We start from the raw sequence: 26,050 nt of genomic DNA, 5'->3' as shown, positions 1-26,050 counted from the left end.
AAACCCCCGCCACTGCGCAAATCAGGGCGGGGGTTTGTACATGCCGAACGGTTAGCCTTAACGGGGGAGCTCCAATATTAGCCCCATCGTTAGCCTCAGCGTTGGCGTTAACGCTCGCCTCAACGCTTGCTTCTACATGGCTCATCGCGCATTCGACATATGCACCGTTCGATCACAGATGGCCTCCGCATCCTCTTTGTCATGCGTGACCAAAATGGACGTTATGTTGGCTGCGCGTAACATGTGCTTTAAATCATGCCGAATCTTCTGCTTCAGATCGGCATCCAAATTGCTGAACGGCTCATCCATCAATAAGATATTCGGCTGGGGAGCCAACGCGCGAGCAAATGCCACGCGCTGCTGCTGCCCACCGCTAAGCTCATGGGGATACCTTTTGCCGAAATCCCGCAGCTCTATCAACGCAAGCATTTCATTTAGGCGTGCGATTCGTTCTTTTTTTCCAAGCCGATGAAGGCCGAATAAAATATTTTGCTCCACCGTCAAATGAGGAAACAGCGCATAATCCTGAAAAATCATGCCCACTCCGCGCTGCTCTGGATGAACAAAGCAACGCTCATCGACCAGCGTGTTTCCAGCAATGATGATACTTCCCGAATCGGGGGCTTCCAAGCCAGCGATTAACCGTAGCAGGGTGCTCTTCCCGCATCCGCTTTGCCCGAGTATGCCGACAACTTCTCCTTTATCCATGTGTAAGGAGAAATCTCGTACCGCAGTTGCAGTTCCATGTTCATAGGCGAATGAAAGGTTCGATATCTCAATAAAAGTCATTTTGAATGCTTCTCTCCTAACCAATGATAGACAAAGACCGATAACATACCGACTGCGATAATGAATAACGAAGGCACAGCTGCCTGATGGATTTGCTCATCACTGGCGTATTGATACGTTTTCGTCGCCAACGTTTCGAAATTAAAGGGCCGCAACAGAAGCGTAAGCGGCAATTCCTTCACAATTTCCATAAACACGAGAATACAACCCGTGAGCAGGGCACCTTTAATCAGCGGCAAATCTACTTTGAAAAAGGTGCGCGTCATCCCCATGCCGAGCAGGCGAGAGGCCTCAGAGTAGCGAGTGCCAATCTTCTCGAATCCAGCTTCCACAGCGTTAAAGCCCACCGCAAGGAAGCGAATCACGTAAGCGAACATAAGCATAATGAGCGACATACTGAGCACTAGCTTGTTGGTGCCCCATCCCAGCCATAGGTATAGCCCACTCAGTTGGCTATCTAGAGAGATGAACACGGCAAGCACGCCGATGGATAGTACCGCACCAGGGATGGAATATCCCATCGCCAATAATTTCGTTAAAATAAGCGTAAACGTAGAGCGCCGCGAGGCGCGACTTACGTTGGCTGCGATAACGGCAAACAGCATCAGCACCACTATCGATAGGATGGACACCGATAACGTATTGGCTACGAGTTCCGCAAACTTGGCGTTTAAGACATCTTGATACGTCCACGTTGCCCAGATGATCAATTGCACCACAGGAATTAAAAAGGATAATGAAAAAATAAGTATACTCAAAAACAGTGCTGCATACGCAGGGAATCCGCGCAGTTTTCTCCGTTTAAGCGGATTCATTTTGCTAGTTGGAGAGTTGTACCGTTTGCGTTTGCGCAGCAGTCTTTCGACGACGAACAATCCGATAATAATACTCATCAACCATGCAGCCAAGCGTATGGCGGTCTCTACATCATACATGCCAAACCACGTCTTAAATATGGCAGTCGTGAAAGAGGAAATCCCAAAATGCTTCGTAACGCCAAAATCGTTTAACACTTCAAAAGCAACGAGACTTGCGCCTCCAATAATTGCAACTTGCGAGAGAGGCAGCACGATTTTGAAAAAAATGTGCAGCGAATTTTTACCGAGCAGCCTTGCATTTTCGATAAATGCGGAGCTCTGTTGTTCTAGAAACGTCTTCGTGATCAAATACACGTAAGGAAACAAAAATAGGGTAAATATAAAAATAGCACCCTTCATGGACATGATATCAAAATAACTTTGATTCGGAGTCGATCCGAGTGTGTTGCGCATAAAAGTTTGAATGCTTCCTGTATAGCTAAGCATCGAACCGTACGTATAGGCCGCGATATAAGGCGGAATAGCCAAGGGCAGTACAAACGCCCAATTAAAGAAGCGGCGTAAAGGGAAGTCGTATGCGGCTACTAGCCATGCTAGCGTAACGCCAATTACAACAGTGAACGTGCCTGTGCCTAATACGAGCCATAGCGATTGAATGACGGAATCTTTCAGCACATATTCCTTCACATGCTGCCAGTTATCGTTCGGCTGTTGAAAAAGCCCAATAAAAATATAAAGGGATGGGAGAAGAGCCACAAAGGCCCCCAGCACACTTAGCGCCACCCATCCGTTCATATGTCGTTTCAAGTTTCGTACAATCACGGAAACAGAAGACATTGTTATTTCCAACCTACTTTGTTGAGAATCTCAACTGCTTTTTTGTTATGCTCGCCGAGCTTCGCAAAATCAAGCTGTTGCGTTTTGAAAGTACCCCATTGCTTCAGCAATTCAGGCTTGTCCGCTGCTTCGTTAACAGGGAACTCGTAGCTGCCTTGCGTCAGCATCGTTTGTGCTTCTTTACCCGTCAAAAACTCGATGAGCTTGATCGCATTGTCTTTGTTCTTCGCATGTTTCGTAAGTCCCACACCGCTAATGTTGAGGTGTGCACCCGTTGTGTCTTGATTCGGGAAGAAGACACCGATGTTTTGCCCGACTTTCACTTCTTCTGCATCTTTGGAATGCAGCATTTTACCGACATAGTATGTGTTCATAATCGCAACATCGCCTACTTTAGCTGCGATCGCTTTAGCTTGATCGCGGTCGCCGCCTTCAGGTTGGCGAGCAAAGTTGTTGACGATGCCTTGTGCCCATTGCTCGGCTGCTTTCTCTCCGTTAAGTTCAACGAAAGAAGCGAGCAGTGACTGGTTGTACAAGCTGGAAGAAGATCTCGCCAATACTTTGCCCTTCCATGTGTCGCTAGCTAAATCTTCATATGTGGACAATTGCTCTGGCTTAACGCGATCTTTTGCATACACGATAACACGAGCACGTGTTGCGAGACCTACCCAGTTATTTTCCGTGTCACGCAATTGTTTAGGAACGTTCTTATCAACTTGTTCGGACTGGATAGGCTGAAGTACGCCGTTCTGCTTCGCGTAGTTTAATACGCCGCCGTCTACCGTGATGAACAAATCAGCTTCCGTGCTTTCGCCTTCACGCTTCATGCGCTCGACCAATTCTTCAGCTGTGCCTTTGATTTCATTGATTTTGATACCAGTTTGCTTCGTGAATTCATCAAACATCACGCTGTCTGAATCATAGTGTCGTGCCGTAAAGATGTTCACGACTTTTTCTTTATCTGTTGTTGCAGCTGCATCTTTTTTCGGTGATTCTGGGTTTGCCGTCTTCGTTTCCGCTGGACTTGAACCGCAACCTGCTAGGACAAGCAATGCCATCAACGTGACGAGCAGGGTGCCAAAACTATATTTTTTTCTCATTTGTGAATACCCCTCGATCTCTAAAATAGTCCCGATAATGAAAATCATTATCGCTAGTTGTAACGTTATTGTATCGAATGAAAATGAGAAAATGATGTGAAAATAAAAAAAATTAAAAATCGAGTATAATAGTTGCTTCAATTTGATCGATTTAAAATGGTCGCTTCACGACGGGTGATGAATGACGAGCAACGAGCGGGAAGGTTACGGTTACCGTCGTTCCTTGCTTCTCCACGCTGCAGATCGCAATCGCTCCATTGTACTTCTCCACAAGTCGTGCTGCGATCGACAAACCGAGACCGTGCCCACCTTGTGCAGAACTGCGCGCTTTATCGACACGATAGAAGCGATCCTTGACGTACGGAAGGTCTTGTTCCGGTATTCCAATGCCAAAGTCAATAATAGCAATAGAGACAGCATCTCGGAGCAAGGAGCCTCTAACTTGGATCGTCTTACTTGCGCCAGAATATTTAACGGCATTGTCCAGCAAAATGAGTAACACCTGCTCCAAATGTGTTTCGGAGATGGCGAGCGACACGTCTGCTAATGAATGTAGCTCGACTTCGAAATGGAACGTAGGATGAAGGACGGCAACATTTTTGATAAGCTTGTGAATCGCTTGGTCAGGCTGCTGTAAGTGGACATTGGTCTCAGCATGTCCTTTTTCTGCGCGAGTTAATGCCAATAGTTCCTGCACGAGCCCATTTAAACGAGATAGCTCCTGAACGGAAGCTTGCAGCGACTCCTCTAATACAGCGGGGTCCTTTTTCCCCCAGCGCTGCAACAGTTTTAAATGACCCTCGACGATAGCGATCGGCGTTCGCAATTCGTGTGAAGCGTCCTCGACGAACTGCTTTTGTTGTTGAAAGGATCGTTCTACCTGATCCATCATTTCGTTGAACATTTTCATCAATGTAGCGATCTCATCCTGATTATCGTTAAATTGAACCCGTTCATGGAGCCCTTTTTGCTTAATATTCGTCATCGTTTCGTTCATCGATTGTAAAGGTTTGAGTAACTGTCGCGCCAGAAGTCTGCCCCCCAAGCCACTAATCAGAATAGCTCCCAAGCAGCCTATCGCCATAACATTAAATATCGTGCTGCTCAGCCGTTCGAAATCCTCCATGTTTTTCACTATTTCAATGCTTCCATTAAAATGGAAAATAGTCAAAGGACTTCTCGTCATTAACAAATTATCTGTTACGTATTGGGTTCCAGCCGACTGTGCTTCGGGAATAGGGATCATGGCTAACCAACGCTCGGACACATCCTCGGTAACGACGACAATGGGATTTCCTTTCGCGTCTAAAATGCGGATAAGCTGATTTTGTTGATTCATTTTTTCGAGAAAATGCCGAATTTGTGTGTAGTCTTCCTCTTGAAAGGCCACCTCTTGTTCCAAAAAGTAATTTAAAATTTCCCGCATATCTTGCTGGGCGGTCGTTTTTTCCTGCTTGACCATCCACTTTTCAATAGCGATGTATTGAACGGCGTTATAGGCTGCCAGCAGCAGAAAAAGCAGCAGGGAAGACCAAATCGTTAATTTCCATTTGATTGGAATGTTTGAAAAAGGTAGCGTTATTTTTCGTCTCATCGTTTCATCGTCTCATTTTCTCATCACATAGCCAACGCCGCGAATCGTCTGAATGAAGCTCGCCTCGTCAGGGTTATCGATTTTGTTACGTAAATATCGAACATATACATCTACTACATTCGTATCAACCGCCGCTTCGAACCCCCACACGGTATCTAGTAGCGTTTCACGGGACAGCGCACGGTTCGTATTTTTCATAAACGCAACGAGCAATTCGTACTCTCTCTTCGTCAAATCGATGATTTGACCGCCTTTGGTGACCATTCTCGCGTTCAGATCAACGCATAGTTCATGAAAGGTAAGGAGCGATCGCTGCTCTGCTGCCAGCTCCTCGAGTTCCTCTTGGCGTCTAAAGACGACTCTGATTCGCGCCAACAATTCCTCAATCGCGAACGGCTTCGGGATATAGTCGTCAGCGCCGCTATCTAGACCCGAGACCCGATCCATAATACTGTCTCTTGCGGTTAGCATCATAATCGGCGTTTTTTTGACAACGCGTATTTGGCGACACACCTCGATCCCATCCAATTCAGGTAGCATAAGATCCAATAAAATGACATCCCACTCGTCTTTCAATGCAAGGTCGAGCCCACTGTTCCCATCATAAGCTACGGTGACGGAGAACGATTCATGCCGCAACTCCAGTTCAATAAAACGTGCTAAATTTCTCTCATCTTCAATGAGTAGAATTTTTTTCATCATGGTGTCCTGCCTTTATATAAACTGTTGTGCCATTGCCATCATTGTATTTGATAATCTTTCTCACCGTCTACCTCTAAAATAGGTTTGACAAAATACTCCTTTTTCATTACTATCTAATTTAACATATATCTAATTAGATAATGATCTAATCAGATGATCTAAACCAGTGATCTAATCTAAGGTGTTCCATACGAAGTACAGAGAGGAATTACGATGATGCAATTAGACAAAGTGGTCAATTATCATAAGGCGCTTGCAGACCCTACCAGAATAAAAATATTAATTTTGCTTGCTGACGGAGAGTTGAATGGCCAAGTGCTGGCGGAGAAGCTGTCCTTAACACCTGCGACGATTACTCATCACGCGGCCAAGCTTCGGGAGGCGAGTCTAATCAATGAGCGCAGAGAGAAGAATACGATTTATTTTTCATTAAACGACTACTTTATCAAAAATAATGCCACTGCCGCGGTGAATTTAATTTACCGCACAACCGAAGGAGGAGCGATCGACTTGGATGAGAATCGTACGCGCATGAAGGAATCGGTTATTCGAAATTTCTTTACGGTCGATGGAAAATTGAAAAGTGTTCCGGCGCAGCTGAAGAAGAAGCTTATTGTATTGGAACATTTGATTGGGAAGCTGGAAATGGGAAGGAAGTATAGTGAGCAGGAAGTGAATGCGTTTATTAAACATGTTCACGCTGATTTTGCAACGATACGCAGGGAGTTTATTATGCACCAGTTCATGTTTAGGGAGAATGAGGTTTATGAATTGAACCCGCCGGAAATGTGGGCCAAATGGGAGACTCTGTAGTGGCTACTGGTTGCACCGTAGGAATTCTTGGCGTGACGCATGACCCGATGCTCAGGGAAAAATACAATTTTTCTTTGGATTTAATGAAGGAGTTAATTGTAGCATTTAATCCCGATGTGATTTGTGGCGAGGTACTGCCTGAGTATTGGGAATGGTACCAGCAGGATCAGGGTAGCACCGAACAGGATAGGAAGAGTACCAAGCGTGGATACCGGGGTGAGCCTGCAAGTGAGTACTGGGATTTGATTTTTCCTCTGTGTGAAGAGATTAACATCGCTTTTGAGCCTATGGATTGGATGGAGCTTGATGTTTGGGCGGATTTTGATCCGTTTCAACGTTATGACGGTGCTGAAAGGCTAGCTTTGCAGGAGGAGTTAGAGCGGTGGCAGCAACGGCAATTTGCAACGGTGGATTGCAGTTTCAGTTCCAGTGCGATTCCGTTTAATTCGTGCGAATATGACATTGTGACGAAGCAAATGTATGAATGGTTAGAGCGCGTGAATCCGCAAGCCCATATGTTTAGATGGATTTGTCGCCATCTTATTATGATTCAGCGTATTAAAAATGCAATTAAAAAGCATGCAGGGAAGCGAATGTTGTGCATAGCAGGTGCAGACCATAATTATATGTTCGTTGAAGCTTTGCGTCAGGAAAAAGGGGTTCATCTTGTGTACCCTTTGCGAAATACATAACGTGTCACGCTTAGGGAGAAATAAGCAGATATATAGGGAAAAACAGGGATGATAAGAGGATTTTAGGTGAAATTGTCGAATGGTACATCATACCTATAGAAGATAGAAGGGGATCATTCGAAATGCAGCGAACAACAAGACCGACACAAAGTCAGCCTCGTAGATCAACTCCATCATCAGCGAGCAGGCCGGATTCAGATCGAAAAAGATCGGAAGATAAGCGAAGGGAACAATCAAGAGAGCAATCAAGAGAGCAATCAAGAAGCCCGAGGCCTAGAGAGCGCTCACGGGAACAGTCAAGAGATTCGTTAAGAGACCGAGAACGACCAGGTAGTGGTCGACCAAGGGAGATGCAATCAGACAGAAGTCAACAAACATCATCCCGTCAGTATGAAGACAATTCAAGTCCTTCGATTGAAAAAGGACCAAAGGATAGATTGGGACAAGCCGTTGTGTCGATGATATGTGGTATTTTCGCGAGTCTATTATTTCTGATAGCATTCGTACAATTTATCGCCGATGCGTTGCTATCTCTCGATACGGGAGAATTTATTGCAATTACTTTTTTCTTCTTGTCTTACATCATTAGTATTGTTGGTATCATTCTGGGGATAAGAGCGAGACGTTCACCTAGAGGTAGAGGGATGGCCATTGCTGGGATAACGCTAACTGCCATTCCGTTTGGCTTTGGGACGATAATAGTAGTAATAGCTGTAAGCAGGTTGTAGCTACGTTTCGATAATGGAGTTAACAGATACGAGAATTTAACCGAAGGGAATCGCACAAAATGCAGCGAACATCACGACCGACACAGGGTCAGTCTCGTAAATCGGCTCCAACCAGTAAAAGACCGGATTACGATCGGAAAAGGCCTGCAAATCCGCCTAAAGAGCGTTCACGGGAACAGTCGAGAGAAACGTTAAGAGAACGGAACGACCGGGAAGCGGACGACCAAAGGAGATGGAACCAGACAGAAGTCAGCAAACATCATCCCATCAGTATGAAGACAATCAACATTCCCCATCTAATAAGAAGCAGCCAAAGGATAGATTAGGACAAGCCGTTGTCTCGATGATATGCGGTATTTTTGGGCTGTTACTCCTTATACTTGCTTGGTATGAAACCAACATTCGAACGGAGTCTTATTTTTATAGGGGACCAGATTATACGCTTGGTTTTATTGCCGCTTCTTGGTTCATTAGTATTCCTGGTTTTATTTTGGGGGTAAGGGCGAGACGTTCACCTAAAGGCAGAGGAATGGCCATTGCAGGGATAACGTTAGCTCTTATATCTGTTGGATTGATGATCGCTTCTCTAGTAGTTACTTTGTGGTATAAAATCAAACTATCATCTTGATATACAAGGGTGTCATTATGCTCACATGTAATGACACCCTTTCCCTTCGTAAGCTACGCCTCCACTTTTTCGACGACAACAACGTCCTCCATATCACTTCGTGATTTCGCAGGTTTAAGCGTCATAAACAACCCACCGAAAATAAGCAAAATGCCCGACCATTGCAACCAATCCGGACGAAAATCGGTCAAAAAGATATCCAGTAAGATAGCTACGGCTGGATCGACAAAAATCATAAACGAAACGATTTGCGTAGACAGATGGCGTATACTATTAAAAAACAGCAGATACACGATACCTGTATGCACAATTCCCGTGAAAATCGCATAAAACCACTGCATCGAATCAAGTGTGGTATATGCGGTGAAATTAACGAACGGAACGAGTAGCACGATTCCGATCGTCATTTGCAAACAGGTCGTTGCATATACGCTTGCCTTACTTATACTCTTGCCCAATAACATCACTGCGGCATAAAAGACAGCGGCCAGCACACTATTTACAATTCCGCTCCATCCCAACGAAGATGAGCTTAATTCGCCCAATCCCATAATCAACACCGTGCCAATAAAGCATAAGCTAATGGCGAACATGGATAGCCATGTGAGCTTTTCTTTAAACAGGAGGCTGCCGACAATAAGCACAAATATCGGTGCTAAATGATAGAGTGAGATCGCTATCGTGATGGAAATTTGCTCGAACGATTTAAATAAAAATATCCAGTTCAACAAGTTAGCGCTAGCACAGAGGATAATGAACAACAGTTCTTTCTTATCCCATACCTCGGTCTTAAACTTTCCAGATATCATCCAAGCCGTAAATAAAAAGATAGCTGCACATATTAAGCGAACAAACACGAGTTCAATGGCGGGCAGCCCTGTTAGACTCGAAAAGAAGCCGACAGAGCCAAAAATAATCATGGCTAGAGTGAGTTGTGTGAGTGCTTTGTTGTCCATGCGAGTTCTCCTTATGTAAGTTAAGACAATTGTATGCCTAAATATGACATAAGTAAAACGGCTGCTGGGGAGGCCATTGTGCCACATATGCGTTCAATCGCTGAACATATGGCGCATATGGAACACGAAGTGGCGACTATTTCGTTAACGCTTCCTACGGAAGCCGCTACATGAATAAAGGGGTTGTCCAGAAGTAGTTTCCTACTGCTGTACACCCCTTTTAACAAGCTATACATGTTAGCTAATAATCATTAATTGTTGTTATTGTTGTCCAATACCCAATCGCAATCACTCGTCAAATATTTCTCAGTCAAGATGGACAGCAATTGAATGCCGACCTCATTATGACCACCTTCAGGAATGATCAGGTCAGCGTATTTTTTGGACGGTTCGATAAATGCTTCGTGCATCGGCTTTACCGAATTCAAATATTGATTATGAATCGACTGTATTGTCCGACCGCGCTCTTCAATATCACGCAGCACACGACGCAGAATACGTACATCGGGATCGGTGTCTACGAATACTTTGATGTCGAGCATTTGGCGCAAATTTTCGTCAGACAAGACGTGCAGTCCTTCGATAATGACAATATTGTTCGGCTTGAGTTCTACAGTATCCGTAGTGGAACGGGCATGAACTGTAAAATCGTATACAGGAGCGTATACCGTTTCGCCTGCTTTGAGACTTTTGAGGTTCTCAATTAACAGCCCATTGTCAAAGGCAAACGGATGATCATAATTGATCGTTTCGCGTTCAGCCATTGTGAGCTGAGAATGATCCTTATAGTAGTTATCCTGCGATATGAACGTTACTTTTTCTGACCCTTGACGGTCTATGACGGATCGAGCAACCGTTGTCTTGCCGGAGCCGGTGCCGCCGGCGATACCTATAATTAGCATGGCGCTTTAATAAACCTCCCTAAGATGTTGCCGGTGCAATCATTTGATTTTAGCACAGCTTTCATTTTTTTTCACCTTGGAAGGGTTAAATGAAGTGTGGCACTTTTTATCAGTATTCGACATCATGTATTAAAATAAAGGTTTTTCAAAGGTATAGCAGAAATGAATACAGTACCATGTTCACAAAAAAGGAGGCAGCGCAGTGCGGTCTGAACAGGAAATTATACAGCTGGCCTTACGAGTAGCCGCACAAGATGAGCGAATTCGGGCGGTCGCTATGAATGGTTCGCGCACGAATCAGAATGTCCCTAAGGATCGGTTTCAGGATTTTGACATTGTATATCTTGTCACCGATGTGGCGTCATTTATACGCGATCCGAAATGGATTGACGTGTTTGGTGAGCGTCTGATGATGCAGACGCCCGAAGCGATGTCGATGTTCCCAGCGGAATTAGGCGGAAGGTTCGCGTATCTGATGCAGTTCACAGACGGTAATCGAATCGATCTGATGCTAATTCCTGTCGCTGAAACAGATGAATACTGTCATGAGGACAAGCTCACGGTTATTTTAATGGACAAAGATCATAGCTTGCCTCCCATTCCAGCACCTACGGATGAGGACTATTGGGTAAAGAGGCCTTCCGCGGAATGGTTCGCGGATTGCTGCAATGAGTTCTGGTGGGTGTCTATGTATGTGGCAAAAGGGCTGTGGCGAAAGGAACTCCTCTACGCGCAGGACCAGCTGAACCAGATTGTAAGACCGATGCTCATTAAAATGCTGGAGTGGAGAGTCGGCATTGAAACTGATTTTTCCGTCAGTATCGGAAAATCCGGCAAATATATCGAGAAATATGTGCCGGAGGCTATTTGGAACGAACTGCTATCTACTTATGCTAATGGCAGCTATGCGGACACGTGGAGAGCCTTATTTGCAATGGGCAACCTGTTCCGCAGCACGGCCGCTGTTGTTGCGGAGCAACTTGGATATGATTACGATCGCGCTGAGGATGAGCGTGTCACGGCCTATTTACGGCATGTCGAGCAATTACCGCCAACGGCTACGCAGATTTATTAGGCGCAACAGCGCTACACATGGATTCCACTTTTTGCTAGTCATATATTGACATTAAAAATTAGAATATGGTATATAGAAAGAAAGGGTTAGCACTCTTCGTGCTTGAGTGCTAATACGTTTCGGCAAAGAGCGCATTTACCAACATCTACGAACATTTACTTATATGCCGCTATTCATGATCATTTTCATAATTGGAAGGGGACTTACATATGGCTAAGAAACAGTTTAAAGCAGAATCGAAACGATTGCTCGAAATGATGATCAACTCCATTTACACGCAGCGCGAAATCTTTTTACGTGAACTCATTTCCAATGCAAGTGATGCGATCGACAAAATGTATTACAAAGCGCTGACGGATGAGCAAATCGTGTTCGACAAAGAGAACTATTATGTGAAAGTGACCGCAGATAAAGCGAATAGAACGTTGACGATCACGGATACAGGAATCGGGATGACGAAGGAAGAGCTTGAAAATAACTTGGGCGTCATCGCCAAGAGCGGCTCGTTAGCCTTTAAGAAAGAAAATGAGCAGAAAGACGGACACAACATTATCGGCCAATTCGGGGTCGGATTTTATTCTGCCTTTATGGTGGCGGATGTTGTTACGGTAATAAGCAAGGCGTTTGGCAGTGATGAGGCATTCAAGTGGGAGTCCAAGGGTGCAGATGGCTATACAGTCGTGCCATTTGAGAAGGAGTCTGCTGGAACTGTCATTACGTTGAAAATTAAACCGAACACCGAAGATGATAACTACGATGAGTATTTGGAAGAGTATCGTTTAAGAGCGATCGTTAAAAAATATTCTGATTTTATTCGTTATCCAATTAAGATGGATGCCAAAGGTCAAAGACCTAAAGAAGGCAGCGAGGAAGAGCTTGAGGAGTATACCGAGGAACAAACGGTAAATAGCATGGTGCCGATCTGGCGGAAAAATAAGAGCGAGCTAACTCAAGAAGATTACGATAACTTCTATGCAGAAAAGCGCTACGGCTTTGATAAGCCGCTTAAGCATGTTCATATTAGTGCTGACGGTGCGGTTGTCTATAACGCGATTATGTTTATTCCGGAAAATACACCATTTGACTATTACACGAAGGAATACGAAAAAGGTTTGGAGTTGTATTCGAACGGCGTATTGATTATGAACAAGTGTGCGGACTTGCTGCCTGACTATTTTGGCTTTGTCAAAGGGATGGTCGATTCTGAGGATTTGTCGCTTAACATTTCCCGTGAAATGTTGCAGCATGATCGTCAATTGACTCTGATTGCAAAGAACATTAAGAGCAAGATCAAAGGTGCGTTGCAAAGCTTGTTGAAGGACGAAAGAGAAAAGTACGAGCAATTTTACACGGCTTTCGGCAAACAATTGAAATACGGCGTATACAGCGATTACGGTACGCACAAAGACGTTTTACAAGACTTGATCATGTTCTACTCGTCGGCGGAGAAGAAGCTAGTTACGTTGGATGAGTATGTGTCGAGAATGCCGGAAGAGCAAAAATATATTTATTATGCGTCTGGTGAATCGATTGAACGTATCGAGAAGCTTCCGCAGACGGAGATCGTATCGGATAAAGGATATGAAATTTTATATTTCACGGACGATATTGATGAGTTCGCAATCAAGATGATCATGTCCTACAAAGAGAAAGAATTTAAGTCCGTATCGAGCGGTGATCTAGGTATTGAACCGGATGCAGATGAGCAATCGTCTGCGGAAGAAGAAAGCGAGAACAAGGATCTGTTCGAGCATATGACGGCTGCGCTGGGTGACAAAGTGAAAAGCGTCCGCGCGTCGAAACGCTTGAAGACGCATCCGGTATGCTTGTCTACTGAAGGCGAACTGACGATTGAGATGGAAAAAATATTGAAAGCAATGCCGAACGCACAAGATGTGAAGGCGGACAAGGTGCTGGAAATTAACATCAACCATGAGGTGTTCCAATCGCTGAAGGATGCTTATGCGACGGATAAAGAGAAGCTGAATTTGTACACGAGTTTGTTGTACCATCAAGCGTTGCTGATCGAGGGCTTGCCGATCAATGATCCGGTTGAATTTACGAATGATATTTGCAAAATCATGGTGTAATTATCGAAATACGTCCCGCACAACACCCGTTTCTGGCGAAAGCTAGAGCGGGTGTTGTTGTGGAATACAGCTGTTCTACTAATTTTAAACTATCTCTCCGTACGGTTACCAGAAAATTTGTTGCACTCGTAGGGCTATTGATAAGTTTTTAGTTGTGATTGCCATGTCTAAAATGGTTTCAGGGCTTTAGATTTTTGCTCTATTTCGATGTGTTTTTCAACGTGTTTTGTAAAGGGGATGTTAAGAACGGAGGAAATTGCCTGTATCGTTGTATAAACTCTCCCGAAGGTGTAGTTTCGCGGTTCGCATGTTCGCCTTCCTTCGGATAAATAAAAAATAAATAATTCGATCACATTTTACCCTCGGACTCCAAGTATGCAAACCTAATTTTGTTTATTTCAATATATTTGGGTGGCGGTGAGTAAAATTGAATTGCAGATCAAAAACTGTTTTAATCACATACATTTTATTCTTAAAATCACATTGAAAAGACCAGATAGACTCACTAGCTCCATCTGGTTTAGTACGCTACACAACTTTCTCAAAGGGTGTAGTCATCTTCAAAAAAGCGCTGCCATTTAAAAGCGAGAGTTTGTCCAAGATTCTTGGCTACGCGAACACTAGGTACGCGTCTTCCTGTCTCAATATTCGAGTAGGAACTTCTTTTAATACCTGACAATAGAGCTACTTCCTGTTGGGTTCTGCATCCTCGGATTTTTATTAGCCATTTTAGCTGATTCATTATGTTCTCCCTCTTCTTAGTGATGATTCTCTAGGTCTAGAAAGCACCTATTAAGACTTGAATAAGTAAGATAACAAGATGCATTTTGAAACTATTTTGTTCGTCTAGCATAGCTGTTAGTTTCCTCAGTAGGGTTAAGTCGATTTTTTATCTAGCGTGAGTGTAAATGAAGTTGGGCAAAATAAAAAGTTTAAAAATTTTGCGAAACTTTTGTCCATATTTTACCTATTTAAGGGGGCGTAATTTATAATTGAAGATGACCATAATAGAATATACAACTCTACTATGGTCATGAATGTTTTTAATTCGTATAAAAGAAAATGTATTTAGGGGGTAATGTTGTGATTTAAAAAGAAGCAGGATTGGGAAGGGAATCAAATGATTAGTCGGATTCTATTCTATCGCAAAGTGTCACCGCTTGGTGTGCTTGGGGCGTGGAGTTTATACTGGAATAAGTACTTTTTTAGCCGCGTCATATAGTCCTATTTTCATATACTCTATGGCGCTATCCAAATAATAATCAAAAGCTTGTTCGACATCCAGTGGTAGTAGTGCATGCCCAGCCAATTGATAAAAATACGCTAGTCTAGCTTTTTTATCAGGTGCAGTATACTTGTTATTCATGGATTTTTTCATTTCGGCTACGTACTGAAGTAGCTTTCTAGCAGAATCAAAGTCTGCTTTACATACATACAAATCCATAAGCATGGTAACTGCATACACAAGATTAAATTCAGATGTGTTTTTTACATATTGTTCTAATTGATTAATGCCTAAATCAATTTCCCCCATTCGTCCGTTTATGCAACCCGTCATGAATGCGACATTGTCTTCAACAAAAGAATATGAATAATTTTGGTACAGAACAAGATATGTTTTACTTGTTTCAAAATCATTTAAATAATAATAACAGTTGCAAATATTAAATGTAGCATGGGCACTTAATTGGCTTTTGGCAATGTCGATTTCAATAACTATTCTACTAAATTCAATGGATTCGTTGTAAATCATAAGGCCATAGGCATGATTTGCTAAAGAGTAATAAAGCTTTAACTGTTCATCAGTACTTAAGAAACCAACATATGCTAATATACTTTTACCCGATTGATAAGAAACCTCTAACTTGCTGAAATCATTCCGTTCAATCATATAGGTTTGAAATAAGCCTCGCGCAATATAGGGCATAATACCATGGCTGCGTGAGTAGTCGACAATACTCTTATATAGAGAGATTCTTATAGAGGTGTCCTCAATGAGATTCGTTGTTGAATACAATTTTGCTACTAATTCTACACTGTCTTCTTTTTCTGTCTCAAGAAATTTAGTTGCTATCTTGGGGGCTATTGGTGCATGCTGTGGAGATGAAACGGCTGTTTCTAAAATTCCTAGCAGGATATCCGGTTTCTTTTCTATTTCGATATATGCTGAAACGTATTCCGCATATGGAATGTTTAGAACGGCTGCAACGGCTTCAACGATTTTGAAGTCCGGTTTCTTCGTTTCACCAGTTTCAATTCTAGACAAGCTTCCTTTTGATACGCCTACCTTACTGTCTAGAGATGCTAGAGTCATATTTGCTCTGAATCTGTATTGTTGCAGCAGTTCTCCCAAAGGTGTCATTTTGCGGCTCACATGTTCACCTTCCTTCGGCTAGATAAGTTCCAAATAAATACATTAATTGGATTTTATCATTGGGCTCCAAGTGTGTAAATGATTTTTTGTGCGTTTTAGAAGTGGGACTTCCGTGTGGAAACACCAGTTAACGTATAAACCAGTATATGGTATGATATATTCAATTACTACAATTGAAACTTACTAGCATCGAACATGAAAAATATTTCTGTTTATATCGCTGACTAGGAGAGGTGATTCATGTGTTTACCATTTTAAAAACGAAGGGCTCCAAAGAAGCAACTCTTATGGTAGAGAATATTCATTTTAGTTCAACTCAGGTTTCTATCGATCTGATTGGTAATTGGGCTGAAATTTATGTTAAGGACTATTATGCATATGAGAAGGTATCACTAACAGAGCTTGGAAGCTTGCCAGAAGAAGTGTCAACTATTATTGTTGACGTTCAAAAAGGCGATATTGACGTAGATTTTTTATTATCCAAAGATAGTGAATCGAATCAATGTGAAATAGGTATTCTTACTACTCTACAACCATCGAAATGGAGAAGTTTATGCGGCATCGAACAATATTTTGAGATGATGCAGAAAGTTGTTATGAATCATTTTGAAGATATAGATATATCTGTTTATATTGATGTCAGTGAAACGACTGATAGCTTCTATGAGATCACGTGCAAAAATTTATCCGCAGAACAATCTATAAAAGATGCTTACGATACATTTGTGAAAATTATAGATAAGATTCATGAAAAAAACTGCGAAATACTTTTGGAAAACTTATAAGTGTTTTGTAAAATTGGAATTCGTGCTAACGCTTATCTTAGTCACGAAGCAGGAAATGTTCTTTTATCCGTAACACCCGAATCAAACGAAAAAACATGCAGCATTGAATGAGAGGTATACAAATTCACATTCGAAAGGTGACAACAGGTGACAACCAATGCAATTAATCTGTGAATCCAACATCTTAGCTGATTACTTGGCAGCCACAGAAGAAATCGACTATCACCATCTCTCTATAAAAGAAACAGCCGACCAACTCCACGAATCCACTACACACGAAATCGAATTCATCCAACAATCATTCGCATTTGTCCGTGACCAAATCAACCACTCCATAGACATTCAAAGCTCACGCGTTACGTGCAAAGCATCCGAGGTACTCTATTTTAAAGAAGGCATCTGCTACGCAAAATCGAACTTGCTATGTGCCATTTTAAGGAGCAAAGGGATTCCTACGGGATTTTGCTATCAAAGACTCACCTTAGGTGACACACCCGATACAGGGTACTGCATTCATGCTCTAAATGCTGTGTACATCCAATCGTTAAAGCGCTGGATCAGAGTAGATGCTCGTGGTAACAAAAAGGGAGTAGACGCACAGTTCTCAGTCGATAAGGAACAGCTGGCTTTTTCGATACGAGAACATTACGGTGAAATTGATTATCCCACCATCTATGTGAATCCTAACGCACAGACAATAGAGACCCTGAAAAGTCATACAGCTTGTGCTGACATGTATCTTCACGGTCTGCCTACAGAGATTTGAATCCATATCCAATTTTATTATCACAGCCACTCCATCGTCAGGGGTGGTTTTGTTTTTATTTGCGAGCCATCTATGAATGAAAATATATCCACCCCGCAACCTAAATTCTTCCGCTTTTGATATAATAAAAATTGCAAGTTATCCTATACAAAATGACGAGGATCGCCATGACTAATATGAACTTTCAAGTGAATTTGCAAGGCATCATAGATTTGTTATCTAATCATCTCTACTCGGACCCTGGCGTGTTTATTCGTGAGCTGCTTCAGAACGGGGTAGATGCGGTTACGGCGCGGAGACGGCTGGGGCAACCTTTTGATGAAACGGTAAAAGTGGAAGTATTTGCGTCTGCTCATACGCTATCGTTCTCTGACAATGGCTGCGGGCTGACGGAATCAGAAATCGAGCAGTTTCTTGCGAGAATCGGCAGCTCCACCAAAAGGGGCGATCAGGACGGCGCAGACGATTTTATCGGTCAGTTTGGCGTTGGTCTGTTGTCTTGTTTCGTTGTGAGTGATGAGATTGTGCTGATTACGCGTTCGGCGCTTGAAGGTGACGCGCTGGAATGGCGCGGGAAGCCGGACGGAACGTACTCGATCAACAAAATCAAACGGAACGTCCCCATTGGGACGACGGTGTTTTTGAAGGCTAAGCCGGAATACGAGGAGTATTTTGAGTATTACCAGGTGAGCGAGCTGCTGGAGAAATACGGGCAGTTTTTGCCGATTCCGATCTTATTAATAGAAGACAAATACGAACGCAAAGTTAACGTCACGAACCCGCCATGGAACATGGACAAGCAAGAAGCGCTGGATTATATCGAAAGTATCCATTACTCCAAGCCTATGGATATTATCCCGTTAACGTCTGTAATTGGCGGTGTTACCGGTATAGCACATATTCTCCCGTATGCGGTTAGTTTGCAGGATGAGAAGAAGCATCATGTGTATTTAAAAAATATGCTCCTATCCGACAAAATGAGCAACATCTTGCCGCCGTGGGCCTTTTTCGTAAATGGCATTATGAATACCGACAGCTTGCGCCCAACGGCGTCTAGGGAAGCTTTTCAGGAGAACGATCTGTTCTTTGCGGTACAAGCGGAGCTTGGGGAATGTATTAAGAACTACTTAATCGACTTATTCGAAAATGATCCGAAGCTGTTCGAACGAATTGTCCGTGTCCACTACGCTTCTATTAAAGCAATGGCCGTGGAGGATGACGATTTGTACTCTTTGTTCATCAAGCATTTGAGCTTCGAGACGTCTTACGGTGATATGAAAATGGCGGATATTTTGCGCGATCATTCGTCGATTTTAATTACGGCTTCACTCGATGAGTTCAGGCAAGTTGCCCGTGTTGCGAAGGCGCAAAATTTGTTGGTCGTAAATGGTGGATATGTCCACGATCTTGATCTTGTGCGGCGTGTAACGGAAGTGGCGGACGTTGAGGTGGATATTCTTCATATTTTGGAATTCGCTAGTCGCTTTGAAGAGCTGGATCGTGAAGAGAAGCTTTATGTGCAGCCGTTTCTCGAACAGTCAGATGCGCTGCTGGACAGATTTCAATGTCGTTCGTTGACTAGATGGTTCGAACCTGCGGATATTCCAGTGTTGTATAACACTGATCAGGAAACGAATTTTTTGAACATAACGGACGAGACTGAAAAAGAGGCGAATCCGCTCTTTGCGGATGTCGTTCGCGTGATTCGAAGTGAAATGTACGGGCAACATTATGCCCGCATTTGTTATAACTTCAACAATCCGATGGTGCGTAAGGTGATGGCTTCTCATGATCCTGAATTGCGGAAGGCTGGCATCGAGCTGTTCTACACGCAAGCTTTGTTGTTAGGCAATTATGCGATGGGGCCGACGGAGCTAAAGATGATGAATGAATCGCTGTTGAAGTTCATGAATCGGGGTCTCGATGGGGTAACAGAGGTGGGGCGATGAGGGATCGATTCAATGAACTAAGACGTGTGAGCTGGGATATGCCGGATAGCAAGCAGAAACTGGCTGTTCTAGAGGAAATGATTGCAATTGCCGACCGATATATGACGGAAGAGGATGCTTACAACGTCCGGATGGACTATATGACCGCCGCGGTAGATATAGGTTACTTGGAGCGGATGCTAGTCGCTTTCTCATGGTGCTTGTCGAAGTATGATCGTACACCTAGCGCGTACTCCCAGTATTATTTGATGTGGCATTATAAATGGGTGATCAACGATATGTGGCGGATGCCCGAGTTCAGCTTGGCGCAGGTTGATTCCATTTTCGAGGATTTTAAAGAGCGATGCTTGAAATACGGTTATAATTTACGGCCTTACTATCATAAGAAAGTGAACTACTTGTTATCACAAGGGATGATTTCAGAGGCTGCACAATATTATAAACTGTGGCGGTCTACGCCTAGGGATGATTTGGCAGATTGCAAGGCTTGTGAGCAGAACATGTTTGGCATCTACAGCTTCCGCATTAATCATGTCAAGAAGGGCTTGCAAACGGTGAAGCCCATACTCAACGGCAAGATGGTTTGTAGTACGATACCGCAAAATACGTTCAGCCAAGTGATCATCCCGTTATTGAAAATGAAAGAGTATGAGCAGGCTGCTTCGATTGCGAAGAAAGCATATCGGGTCATTAAAGGACCGCGCTTTCTCGAGGAGCATGGCATGATGCTGGAGTTTTATACGGTGACAAGTATGGACAAGGCCGTGAAAATCTACAATGACACGATTCGTTACGGTTTGGAAAGCAAAGTGGGCTGGGATAAATTTAATTATTTTCTCTCCGTGCGCATTTTTCTCAGGGAGTGGCATAGGAAAAAGCGTAGAAGGAAGCTTGCTGAAGATGATCGTGTGACGCTGGATTGGCTGGATCAAGAGATTGCTGCATTAGCGGATGCATTCAACCGCCGGAACGGCAACGATTACGTGAATGAGTTTATTGTTGAAAAAGAGAAGAACACGCAGATGTTGATCAAGGCTTATCAGTTGCAGAGTTAATGGCAGGTGGTAATTGGAGCCGTGTTGGGGAATAGCGATGAGTGATCTGGAGGGGCTTTTGCTTATGAGGCGGCTTAGCTGCACAAAGCAAAGTCCCTCCGCCGTTATGGCGGAAGGGACAGTTCAACATAGGCTGCCGGATGGTCCGTTCGATCCAGTTCAGCCACGTGTTGCTGGACGTGAGTGGCTGTGCTACTTCGTTTGCTCAGAAAGGAATTCGCGCGGTATGAATGACGTACCCATTTTCAACAGCCCATTCCTCAAGACCACTCCAAAAACGCTCACAGGCTGCAACGATCCTCGACGAATCGGTTAATTCACCGGACATGACCATCCTCGCAACATCATCGAATCCGTCAGGGAGATTCGGCAGCTCCAATGCCTCTGGCAGAACCATGGCGCCAGTAGTGAACAGCTTCCGATTGTGCAATCCCACTAACATCGCACCGTACTGCGCAAACTGCATAGCCAAGTAGGGCAAGTAGGTGTGAGGGCCATTCAGATGTATGTTTCGAAGTTTGCCGATAAACTCGTACATTTCACCAACAAGTGTTTCGTTGATGGCATGCCTGAAATCCTCCTTGGTTGGTGATTCGGCGGCTTCCTTCAATGTTGGAAAAAAGCCCTTCGGATCATATAGACAAAGTGGAGCAAAGAAAGGGCCGTGCGTCAACGGCCATTCGCCATCCACCGTAGAGGCGTTTTCAAGCAGTACGTCCGCGCTGCACACGTTCACTTCCGCTTTCCAAGGCCCCGAAGACCATTCATAGCTGAATTCAATGGGCGTACTAGACTCACTAGGCTCGCCTAGTACACAGAACATCTCGATATCGGAGAAAGGGCCGTCCGTACCTCTGGAAACAGAGCCGTAGACCCCGATGGCTATGATTCGCTCCCCGTAAACCTCATGTAATCTCTCCGCAATCTCATGGCATGTTTGAAGCCTTTCGCTTCGCGACATTTTCATTGGGCCATTTATGTTCATCATTAGCGCGTATCTCCCTTTTAATAGTTTGGTTGAGTTCACACTAATGCATAAATGGCGGGCCACGGGCCTAACGAGGGACTTTCTGTGGATGCATCATAAGAAATCCTCCTACATAGATGTTGTTGAGGAGATTATAGCTTGCTTGGTTGACTTTTACAAAGTCATTCATAGATTATTCGAAGTCCATGAGTTGTCAGGGGATGAACATGCAATCAAATATCTAAAAATCAGCTAATAATATGACATCCTATGTTAAAATAAATAGGTAATTATTTCTATGTTTGAATTATAAAAAGGGGCTCTTTTTGAAAGGATGGTAGGTTTTTTGAAGGAGTTTGAACAAATAAATAAGACGGTATATGGAAATCTGGAGCAAATTTTGCGTAATCTTGATGATAGATTGGATTTGAAATTGTATGCACTCGTATTAGATGAGAAGAGAAATTGTATTAAAACACTTCGGGTCAAAAGTGTGTTAAGCGGTGAAGGTGGCCGAAACACGAAGGTCATTCAAGAAGAATTTAAGGAACCCGATGAGGTTTTCAAAAAACTTGGCCTCCCCCTGAAGAATCTGAATACAGATATAAGTCAAGTTGAGCTTGAAGTAATTCAGTCATCTGAAATAAGTCAAAATTCTAGTGTACCTGATGAAGCTGCCCTAGAGAATCGAGTTGATTTGGGGAAAAATTATGTTTCTCCGATTAAACAAGACTTTTATGAGTGGAATATTTTATACACTAACTCCTTTATTATTAAGCAAGATAAAGAAATTTCTCAGATGAAATACATTCTATCAATTGAGTATGTCGATGCTAATACAAGAAATATTTTTCTTGAAAGACCACAAATGTCCTTTATTAGAATGGTCCTAGATTATTATTTTCTAGACTACTACACGGTATTTCGCGATAACGATTTATTATTTCTTAATGAAGATACTGAACTTGAAAGCAAGTATAAAGAAAATAGTGCTCAGTTCCTTCAGCGAATGGCCCGTTTATTTTTTGGGAAAATTCAGGAGTTTATCATATGTGAGCAAAGTTTAAGCAATGTCTCTGGTCATTACATTGATTTATCGGAAAGGGTGAGAAACCAGAATTATATAAACAACTTGCTTGAAAAAATCGATGGCATTTCAACAAGAACGTATGAGGGTGAGAGCCCCTTTGGGTGTATGTTAATTATAAATGAGAATTTGCTGGCAAACAGTGATCTCATTCATTTCTCGATTAAGTTTCAAAATCATCAACCTATTCAATTAGAGGATGCCCGACGCATCCGAAAGCTTCTTGAGCTTACGAACAATGAGAGCGATTTGTACTTGATTGCAGATGACAAAGGCATTTATGGAGTAGGGACAATCAACTGGAGCGAGTTAGCCAATAATCTCGTGTTCAAAGTAGAGTTTAAGGGATTATCCAAATATGATTTGCTACTTATAACAACTGAGGAAAAGCCAAGTACAGATGCTCGTGTTGTTGCTGAAGATGAATCAAGGATATTTAAAATGACCACTAATTTAGAAATTGTGCCTCAGAAGTTAATAGGTATATCATTTAAAAACCCAGTAATTGCGTCAGGAGGCTTCACATCTGAACTGTTTAAACGAACAATGAGGGGCCAATTTAAGAACGCGGAGTCTATCACTGTTACAGATGAACAAATTGAAAAACTGGGGCTTGTCATTAAGAAAGCGACTGAACAGCAAAGCGGTACAATGGTGGTAATTACAGACCCTGAAACTGCGGAAGCTGAGTTGAAAAAGCTGCAAAAACAGTCTACACCAATTTTTCCGACGGAAATAAGCCCGACATTTATTAAACACCTTACATCTATTGACGGTGCGATTTATTTTGATACCACTGGATCTTGTCATGCTATTGGCGTGATTCTTGATGGGCTTGCACATGAGAGTCTAGGAGATGCAAGTCGTGGTGCGAGGTTTCATTCTGCATATCGTTATTTAAAAAAACTAAAAGATCGTAACAAGCCTTGCGTTATTGCGATCATTTCCGAGGATGGGATGGTCAATCTGATTCCAGAGCGTGTAAATGAAGCTGTTATTCGGCAATTGGTTGGGGATATGATTACTCACATCAAAGATGATAATGAAGATAGTGAAGAAAAGCTGCAAGATTGCGAGAAGCAACTTCAACAATTTGCAAAGGAGACAGAAATCGATCCTCAACACTATTTCAAGCTCGCATTTACCTTCTATGTAAAATCACGATATTTACAGGCTGCCGAATTTTACGAAAAGGGATATGAAGTTAATAGTAAATATACCTCAGATTATCTTCTTCTGGTCTTATCATATTTAAATTATGCTAGAAGTATTCAAGACGAGGATGAAAAAAAGCATGAATATTACATGAAAACTTTGAAGGGTATTGAACATGTATTCCAGCACGGTGCGGAATCGGAGATTACTATTGGCCTTTATACTATCCGCGGGATTTCACTTTATGAAGTTGGAATTGGGACTAAAGGAGCTACAAAGAAAGATTACTTCAACAGAGCATTGGCTGATTTTACAAAATCAATAGAAATGCAGAAAATTGATTCGCTCTTTAGAAATCATATACTCTATCAAAATCGAGGTGACTTATACAAGTCAATGGGAAATTGGAAGGCCGCTATTGATGATTATATAGATTCTGAATTAATAAAATCACAACAATATACTATTGATTTAATAGCGGAGCTTATTAAAGAGGGCATCCCATTATTTTTCCATGCTCAAGACAGTTACTTTGAAAAGAGAAGTGAACATCGCGATAGCGAGGCTCTTAAAAAGCTGCTAGAGGAACATGGTGCAAAATTGGATCCTAGCCATCCCTTAGTAGCGGCTGGTTTAGAGAAGCAACAGCCAGAAGACGAAGAGTAAACGAGGGAAAATATAATGGGCGTAGAGAAAGCAAGGCTAATAAAAGTAGTTTCTCGATCGACGAAAAGCAAGCTTGCGGTTATTTTTGTACATGGTTTAGCGGGCGACCCTCATGGCACATGGAGGAAATGTGAGCAATCCCCAACCATGATGGAATTACTCGGGCAAGATCCATCGTTGCTTGATGCGGAGATTTACAGTTATGGTTATCGGACAGGCTTTAAGCCGCTACAATATGATTTCAAGACGGTAGCAGAGCTGCTACACGGGGATATTCAGGTGGATTTAAAAGGAAAGGATATTGTTTTCGTAGCGCACAGTATGGGTGGATTAGTGGTGCAGCAATATATTGTGAATCGTTACGAAGATTTTGATGAGGACAACTTAAAATCAATAAAGGGTGCTGTTTATTTATCTGTTCCCTTCCACGGATCTGGGCTGGCTAATGTCTTTCCAAAATGGACGGTTAATCGCCAATTACAATCGTTGCGCAAAAACAGCCCTCATTTGGCTCAATTAGAGGCTAGCTGGAACAAGTATGTGTATCGGGGCGGGACAGAGAAGCTGCCCGAGAAGTTGAAACACGACATCTCACAGCTTGCACTGCGCGGAGCGCGGGATAGAGTCGTAGCAGAGGCTTCTTCCACTCCGCTATATTTGGGTGCAGATGTTGTGAATGTTGATGAGGATCATTCAAGCATTTGTAAGGCCGATCCTAGTAGTACGGCATACAAAACGATTCGTGATTTTGTGCAAAAGACGATGGAATCACAGGCGACAAAGCCTACACCTATGATATTTCATATTCACGGGTACGATAAACAGCAGTATGCGGAGCAACCGCAAGTCGAGTTGGATTGGCGCGAATATTTTGGTGTCTATGCCTCACCAAGGAAGCTGCCTTCTAGAGAGAATTGGAGTGCGATGACCACAGCATTGGAGAGTGCTGCTGATCACTGGGCGCAGAACCGAGCTGCTACGCAAGGTTACATACGCATATACACGAAGATTTGCTTGTCTGGTGGGGTTCTAATTGGAAGTAGATTTTCACGTGTAAGAGGAGCAATTATTGAAATAGAGCAAGGGGAGTACATTTGGTCGTCATTAAAGTCTGATCCTTCGTTTATAGTGTCGCCCGACATATGGATAGGAAATGATTTAAAGAGTTCACGCGCTATTTTGGTACTTAGCGTTACTAGGGATATTAAAGAGCCAGTGCATGCTCATTTGAAGCAAACGAATGTTCAATACCATACATTAATCAATGTACTTCCTCCGACTGGAGTAGGACATGATAGCATCGCAAGCGCAGAGCAGGCGGTCGCTTATGCCGTGAAAGTGAAGGCCATTGTGGATGATTTGAAACAACGAGGGATTGAACACATTGATTTATATCTAAACTGTCCGATAAGCGTAGCAGTCTTTGTTGGACATCATTTAACAGCTGTAGGTCCAATACAAGTGTTTGATTTTCAGCACCCAGGCTATGTTCCGGCTTGCCTGATTTAGTTGTGGTATAAAA

At 43.0% G+C, this 26,050-nt stretch carries 22 protein-coding genes; 12 read left to right on the top strand and 10 right to left on the bottom strand.

Annotation, left to right across the window (positions count from 1 at the left end; all coding sequences use genetic code 11):
• Window positions 1-141: 141 nt before the first annotated feature.
• From KIK04_RS06270 to KIK04_RS06250, 5 genes are all read right to left on the bottom strand, one after another.
• Entirely contained in the window at window positions 142-789 is a 648-nt protein-coding gene (locus KIK04_RS06270) for an ABC transporter ATP-binding protein (RefSeq protein WP_232277437.1), read from the bottom strand.
• Window positions 786-2,444, bottom strand: coding sequence for an ABC transporter permease (locus tag KIK04_RS06265; RefSeq protein ID WP_232278620.1), 1,659 nt, complete (start codon window positions 2,442-2,444; stop codon window positions 786-788). The genes KIK04_RS06270 and KIK04_RS06265 overlap by 4 nt, the downstream gene beginning before the upstream one ends.
• Before the next feature lie 2 nt (window positions 2,445-2,446).
• Window positions 2,447-3,544, bottom strand: a complete 1,098-nt coding sequence (locus KIK04_RS06260) for a Fe(3+) ABC transporter substrate-binding protein (protein ID WP_232277436.1) — start codon at window positions 3,542-3,544, stop codon at window positions 2,447-2,449.
• Between the two features lie 151 nt (window positions 3,545-3,695).
• Window positions 3,696-5,138 (bottom strand): sensor histidine kinase, encoded by a 1,443-nt coding sequence (locus KIK04_RS06255; RefSeq protein WP_232277435.1) that lies wholly within the window; start codon window positions 5,136-5,138, stop codon window positions 3,696-3,698.
• Window positions 5,139-5,150: 12 nt separating this feature from the next.
• On the bottom strand, window positions 5,151-5,837 hold the full coding sequence (locus KIK04_RS06250) for a response regulator transcription factor (RefSeq protein WP_269671024.1): 687 nt from the start codon (window positions 5,835-5,837) through the stop codon (window positions 5,151-5,153).
• Window positions 5,838-6,056: 219 nt separating this feature from the next.
• Between KIK04_RS06250 and KIK04_RS06245 the strand changes: the two genes are divergently transcribed.
• The 4 genes from KIK04_RS06245 to KIK04_RS06230 all read left to right on the top strand — a co-directional run bounded on the left by KIK04_RS06245 (window position 6,057) and on the right by KIK04_RS06230 (window position 8,701).
• Window positions 6,057-6,653, top strand: coding sequence for a DUF2087 domain-containing protein (locus KIK04_RS06245; protein WP_232278619.1), 597 nt, complete (start codon window positions 6,057-6,059; stop codon window positions 6,651-6,653).
• On the top strand, window positions 6,653-7,345 hold the full coding sequence (locus KIK04_RS06240) for a hypothetical protein (protein ID WP_232277433.1): 693 nt from the start codon (window positions 6,653-6,655) through the stop codon (window positions 7,343-7,345). The genes KIK04_RS06245 and KIK04_RS06240 overlap by 1 nt, the downstream gene beginning before the upstream one ends.
• 122 nt (window positions 7,346-7,467) lie before the next feature.
• The gene (locus KIK04_RS06235) at window positions 7,468-8,073 is read left to right on the top strand and encodes a DUF4190 domain-containing protein (protein ID WP_232277432.1); all 606 of its coding nucleotides are present in this window, start codon (window positions 7,468-7,470) and stop codon (window positions 8,071-8,073) included.
• 232 nt (window positions 8,074-8,305) lie between these two features.
• Window positions 8,306-8,701: a DUF4190 domain-containing protein gene (locus KIK04_RS06230; RefSeq protein ID WP_232277431.1), complete on the top strand. Its 396-nt coding sequence runs from the start codon at window positions 8,306-8,308 to the stop codon at window positions 8,699-8,701.
• Between the two features lie 53 nt (window positions 8,702-8,754).
• Here KIK04_RS06230 and KIK04_RS06225 read toward each other — a convergent pair whose 3' ends face one another.
• Together KIK04_RS06225 and udk are read right to left on the bottom strand one after the other, a co-directional pair.
• A complete protein-coding gene (locus KIK04_RS06225) occupies window positions 8,755-9,657 on the bottom strand; it encodes a DMT family transporter (RefSeq protein WP_232277430.1) in 903 nt (300 codons plus the stop codon).
• A 251-nt stretch (window positions 9,658-9,908) separates the two neighbouring features.
• Complete coding sequence (gene udk / locus KIK04_RS06220; RefSeq protein ID WP_232277429.1) at window positions 9,909-10,559, bottom strand: uridine kinase; 651 nt, start codon at window positions 10,557-10,559, stop codon at window positions 9,909-9,911.
• A 202-nt stretch (window positions 10,560-10,761) separates the two neighbouring features.
• Between udk and KIK04_RS06215 the strand changes: the two genes are divergently transcribed.
• On the top strand, window positions 10,762-11,634 hold the full coding sequence (locus KIK04_RS06215) for an aminoglycoside 6-adenylyltransferase (RefSeq protein ID WP_232277428.1): 873 nt from the start codon (window positions 10,762-10,764) through the stop codon (window positions 11,632-11,634).
• A gap of 209 nt (window positions 11,635-11,843) precedes the next feature.
• On the top strand, window positions 11,844-13,724 hold the full coding sequence (htpG, locus tag KIK04_RS06210; protein ID WP_232277427.1) for a molecular chaperone HtpG: 1,881 nt from the start codon (window positions 11,844-11,846) through the stop codon (window positions 13,722-13,724).
• A 541-nt stretch (window positions 13,725-14,265) separates the two neighbouring features.
• Here the strand turns inward: htpG and KIK04_RS06205 are convergent.
• Both KIK04_RS06205 and KIK04_RS06200 read right to left on the bottom strand, forming a co-directional pair.
• Complete coding sequence (locus KIK04_RS06205; protein ID WP_232277426.1) at window positions 14,266-14,466, bottom strand: helix-turn-helix transcriptional regulator; 201 nt, start codon at window positions 14,464-14,466, stop codon at window positions 14,266-14,268.
• Window positions 14,467-14,907: 441 nt separating this feature from the next.
• Window positions 14,908-16,098, bottom strand: coding sequence for a helix-turn-helix domain-containing protein (locus tag KIK04_RS06200; protein WP_232277425.1), 1,191 nt, complete (start codon window positions 16,096-16,098; stop codon window positions 14,908-14,910).
• 242 nt (window positions 16,099-16,340) lie between these two features.
• On the opposite strand from KIK04_RS06200, the gene KIK04_RS06195 reads away from it, so the two are divergent.
• The 4 genes from KIK04_RS06195 (at window position 16,341) to KIK04_RS06180 (ending at window position 20,653) form a co-directional block, all read left to right on the top strand.
• Window positions 16,341-16,883, top strand: a complete 543-nt coding sequence (locus KIK04_RS06195; RefSeq protein WP_232277424.1) for a hypothetical protein — start codon at window positions 16,341-16,343, stop codon at window positions 16,881-16,883.
• 157 nt (window positions 16,884-17,040) lie between these two features.
• Entirely contained in the window at window positions 17,041-17,649 is a 609-nt protein-coding gene (locus KIK04_RS06190) for a transglutaminase-like domain-containing protein (protein ID WP_232277423.1), read from the top strand.
• Between the two features lie 167 nt (window positions 17,650-17,816).
• Window positions 17,817-19,598 (top strand): HSP90 family protein, encoded by a 1,782-nt coding sequence (locus tag KIK04_RS06185; protein WP_232277422.1) that lies wholly within the window; start codon window positions 17,817-17,819, stop codon window positions 19,596-19,598.
• Window positions 19,595-20,653 (top strand): hypothetical protein, encoded by a 1,059-nt coding sequence (locus KIK04_RS06180; protein ID WP_232277421.1) that lies wholly within the window; start codon window positions 19,595-19,597, stop codon window positions 20,651-20,653. The genes KIK04_RS06185 and KIK04_RS06180 overlap by 4 nt, the downstream gene beginning before the upstream one ends.
• A 205-nt stretch (window positions 20,654-20,858) precedes the next feature.
• On the opposite strand, the gene KIK04_RS06175 is transcribed toward KIK04_RS06180, so the two are convergent.
• A complete protein-coding gene (locus tag KIK04_RS06175; protein WP_232278618.1) occupies window positions 20,859-21,638 on the bottom strand; it encodes an ANT(4')-I family aminoglycoside nucleotidyltransferase in 780 nt (259 codons plus the stop codon).
• Between the two features lie 328 nt (window positions 21,639-21,966).
• On the opposite strand from KIK04_RS06175, the gene KIK04_RS06170 reads away from it, so the two are divergent.
• Entirely contained in the window at window positions 21,967-24,528 is a 2,562-nt protein-coding gene (locus KIK04_RS06170; RefSeq protein ID WP_232277420.1) for a diadenylate cyclase, read from the top strand.
• 15 nt (window positions 24,529-24,543) lie between these two features.
• Window positions 24,544-26,037: an alpha/beta fold hydrolase gene (locus tag KIK04_RS06165; protein ID WP_232277419.1), complete on the top strand. Its 1,494-nt coding sequence runs from the start codon at window positions 24,544-24,546 to the stop codon at window positions 26,035-26,037.
• Window positions 26,038-26,050: the final 13 nt, after the last annotated feature.

Origin of the sequence: Paenibacillus sp. 481 (genome assembly GCF_021223605.1) — a bacterium.
Classification (GTDB): domain Bacteria; phylum Bacillota; class Bacilli; order Paenibacillales; family Paenibacillaceae; genus Paenibacillus_B.
The sequence above is the reverse complement of the archived record's forward strand: the minus strand, read 5'-3'. Positions and strand labels throughout refer to the sequence as shown.

What these genes read in the sequence shown, in the direction of transcription:
- KIK04_RS06270 (WP_232277437.1), bottom strand. Translation starts at nt 789, where the DNA reads ATGACTTTTATTGAGATATCGAACCTTTCATTCGCCTATGAACATGGA.
- KIK04_RS06265 (WP_232278620.1), bottom strand. Translation starts at nt 2,444, where the DNA reads ATGTCTTCTGTTTCCGTGATTGTACGAAACTTGAAACGACATATGAAC.
- KIK04_RS06260 (WP_232277436.1), bottom strand. Translation starts at nt 3,544, where the DNA reads ATGAGAAAAAAATATAGTTTTGGCACCCTGCTCGTCACGTTGATGGCA.
- KIK04_RS06255 (WP_232277435.1), bottom strand. Translation starts at nt 5,138, where the DNA reads ATGAGACGAAAAATAACGCTACCTTTTTCAAACATTCCAATCAAATGG.
- KIK04_RS06250 (WP_269671024.1), bottom strand. Translation starts at nt 5,837, where the DNA reads ATGAAAAAAATTCTACTCATTGAAGATGAGAGAAATTTAGCACGTTTT.
- KIK04_RS06245 (WP_232278619.1), top strand. Translation starts at nt 6,057, where the DNA reads ATGCAATTAGACAAAGTGGTCAATTATCATAAGGCGCTTGCAGACCCT.
- KIK04_RS06235 (WP_232277432.1), top strand. Translation starts at nt 7,468, where the DNA reads ATGCAGCGAACAACAAGACCGACACAAAGTCAGCCTCGTAGATCAACT.
- KIK04_RS06230 (WP_232277431.1), top strand. Translation starts at nt 8,306, where the DNA reads ATGGAACCAGACAGAAGTCAGCAAACATCATCCCATCAGTATGAAGAC.
- KIK04_RS06225 (WP_232277430.1), bottom strand. Translation starts at nt 9,657, where the DNA reads ATGGACAACAAAGCACTCACACAACTCACTCTAGCCATGATTATTTTT.
- udk (WP_232277429.1), bottom strand. Translation starts at nt 10,559, where the DNA reads ATGCTAATTATAGGTATCGCCGGCGGCACCGGCTCCGGCAAGACAACG.
- htpG (WP_232277427.1), top strand. Translation starts at nt 11,844, where the DNA reads ATGGCTAAGAAACAGTTTAAAGCAGAATCGAAACGATTGCTCGAAATG.
- KIK04_RS06205 (WP_232277426.1), bottom strand. Translation starts at nt 14,466, where the DNA reads ATGAATCAGCTAAAATGGCTAATAAAAATCCGAGGATGCAGAACCCAA.
- KIK04_RS06190 (WP_232277423.1), top strand. Translation starts at nt 17,041, where the DNA reads ATGCAATTAATCTGTGAATCCAACATCTTAGCTGATTACTTGGCAGCC.
- KIK04_RS06185 (WP_232277422.1), top strand. Translation starts at nt 17,817, where the DNA reads ATGACTAATATGAACTTTCAAGTGAATTTGCAAGGCATCATAGATTTG.
- KIK04_RS06180 (WP_232277421.1), top strand. Translation starts at nt 19,595, where the DNA reads ATGAGGGATCGATTCAATGAACTAAGACGTGTGAGCTGGGATATGCCG.
- KIK04_RS06175 (WP_232278618.1), bottom strand. Translation starts at nt 21,638, where the DNA reads ATGAACATAAATGGCCCAATGAAAATGTCGCGAAGCGAAAGGCTTCAA.
- KIK04_RS06165 (WP_232277419.1), top strand. Translation starts at nt 24,544, where the DNA reads ATGGGCGTAGAGAAAGCAAGGCTAATAAAAGTAGTTTCTCGATCGACG.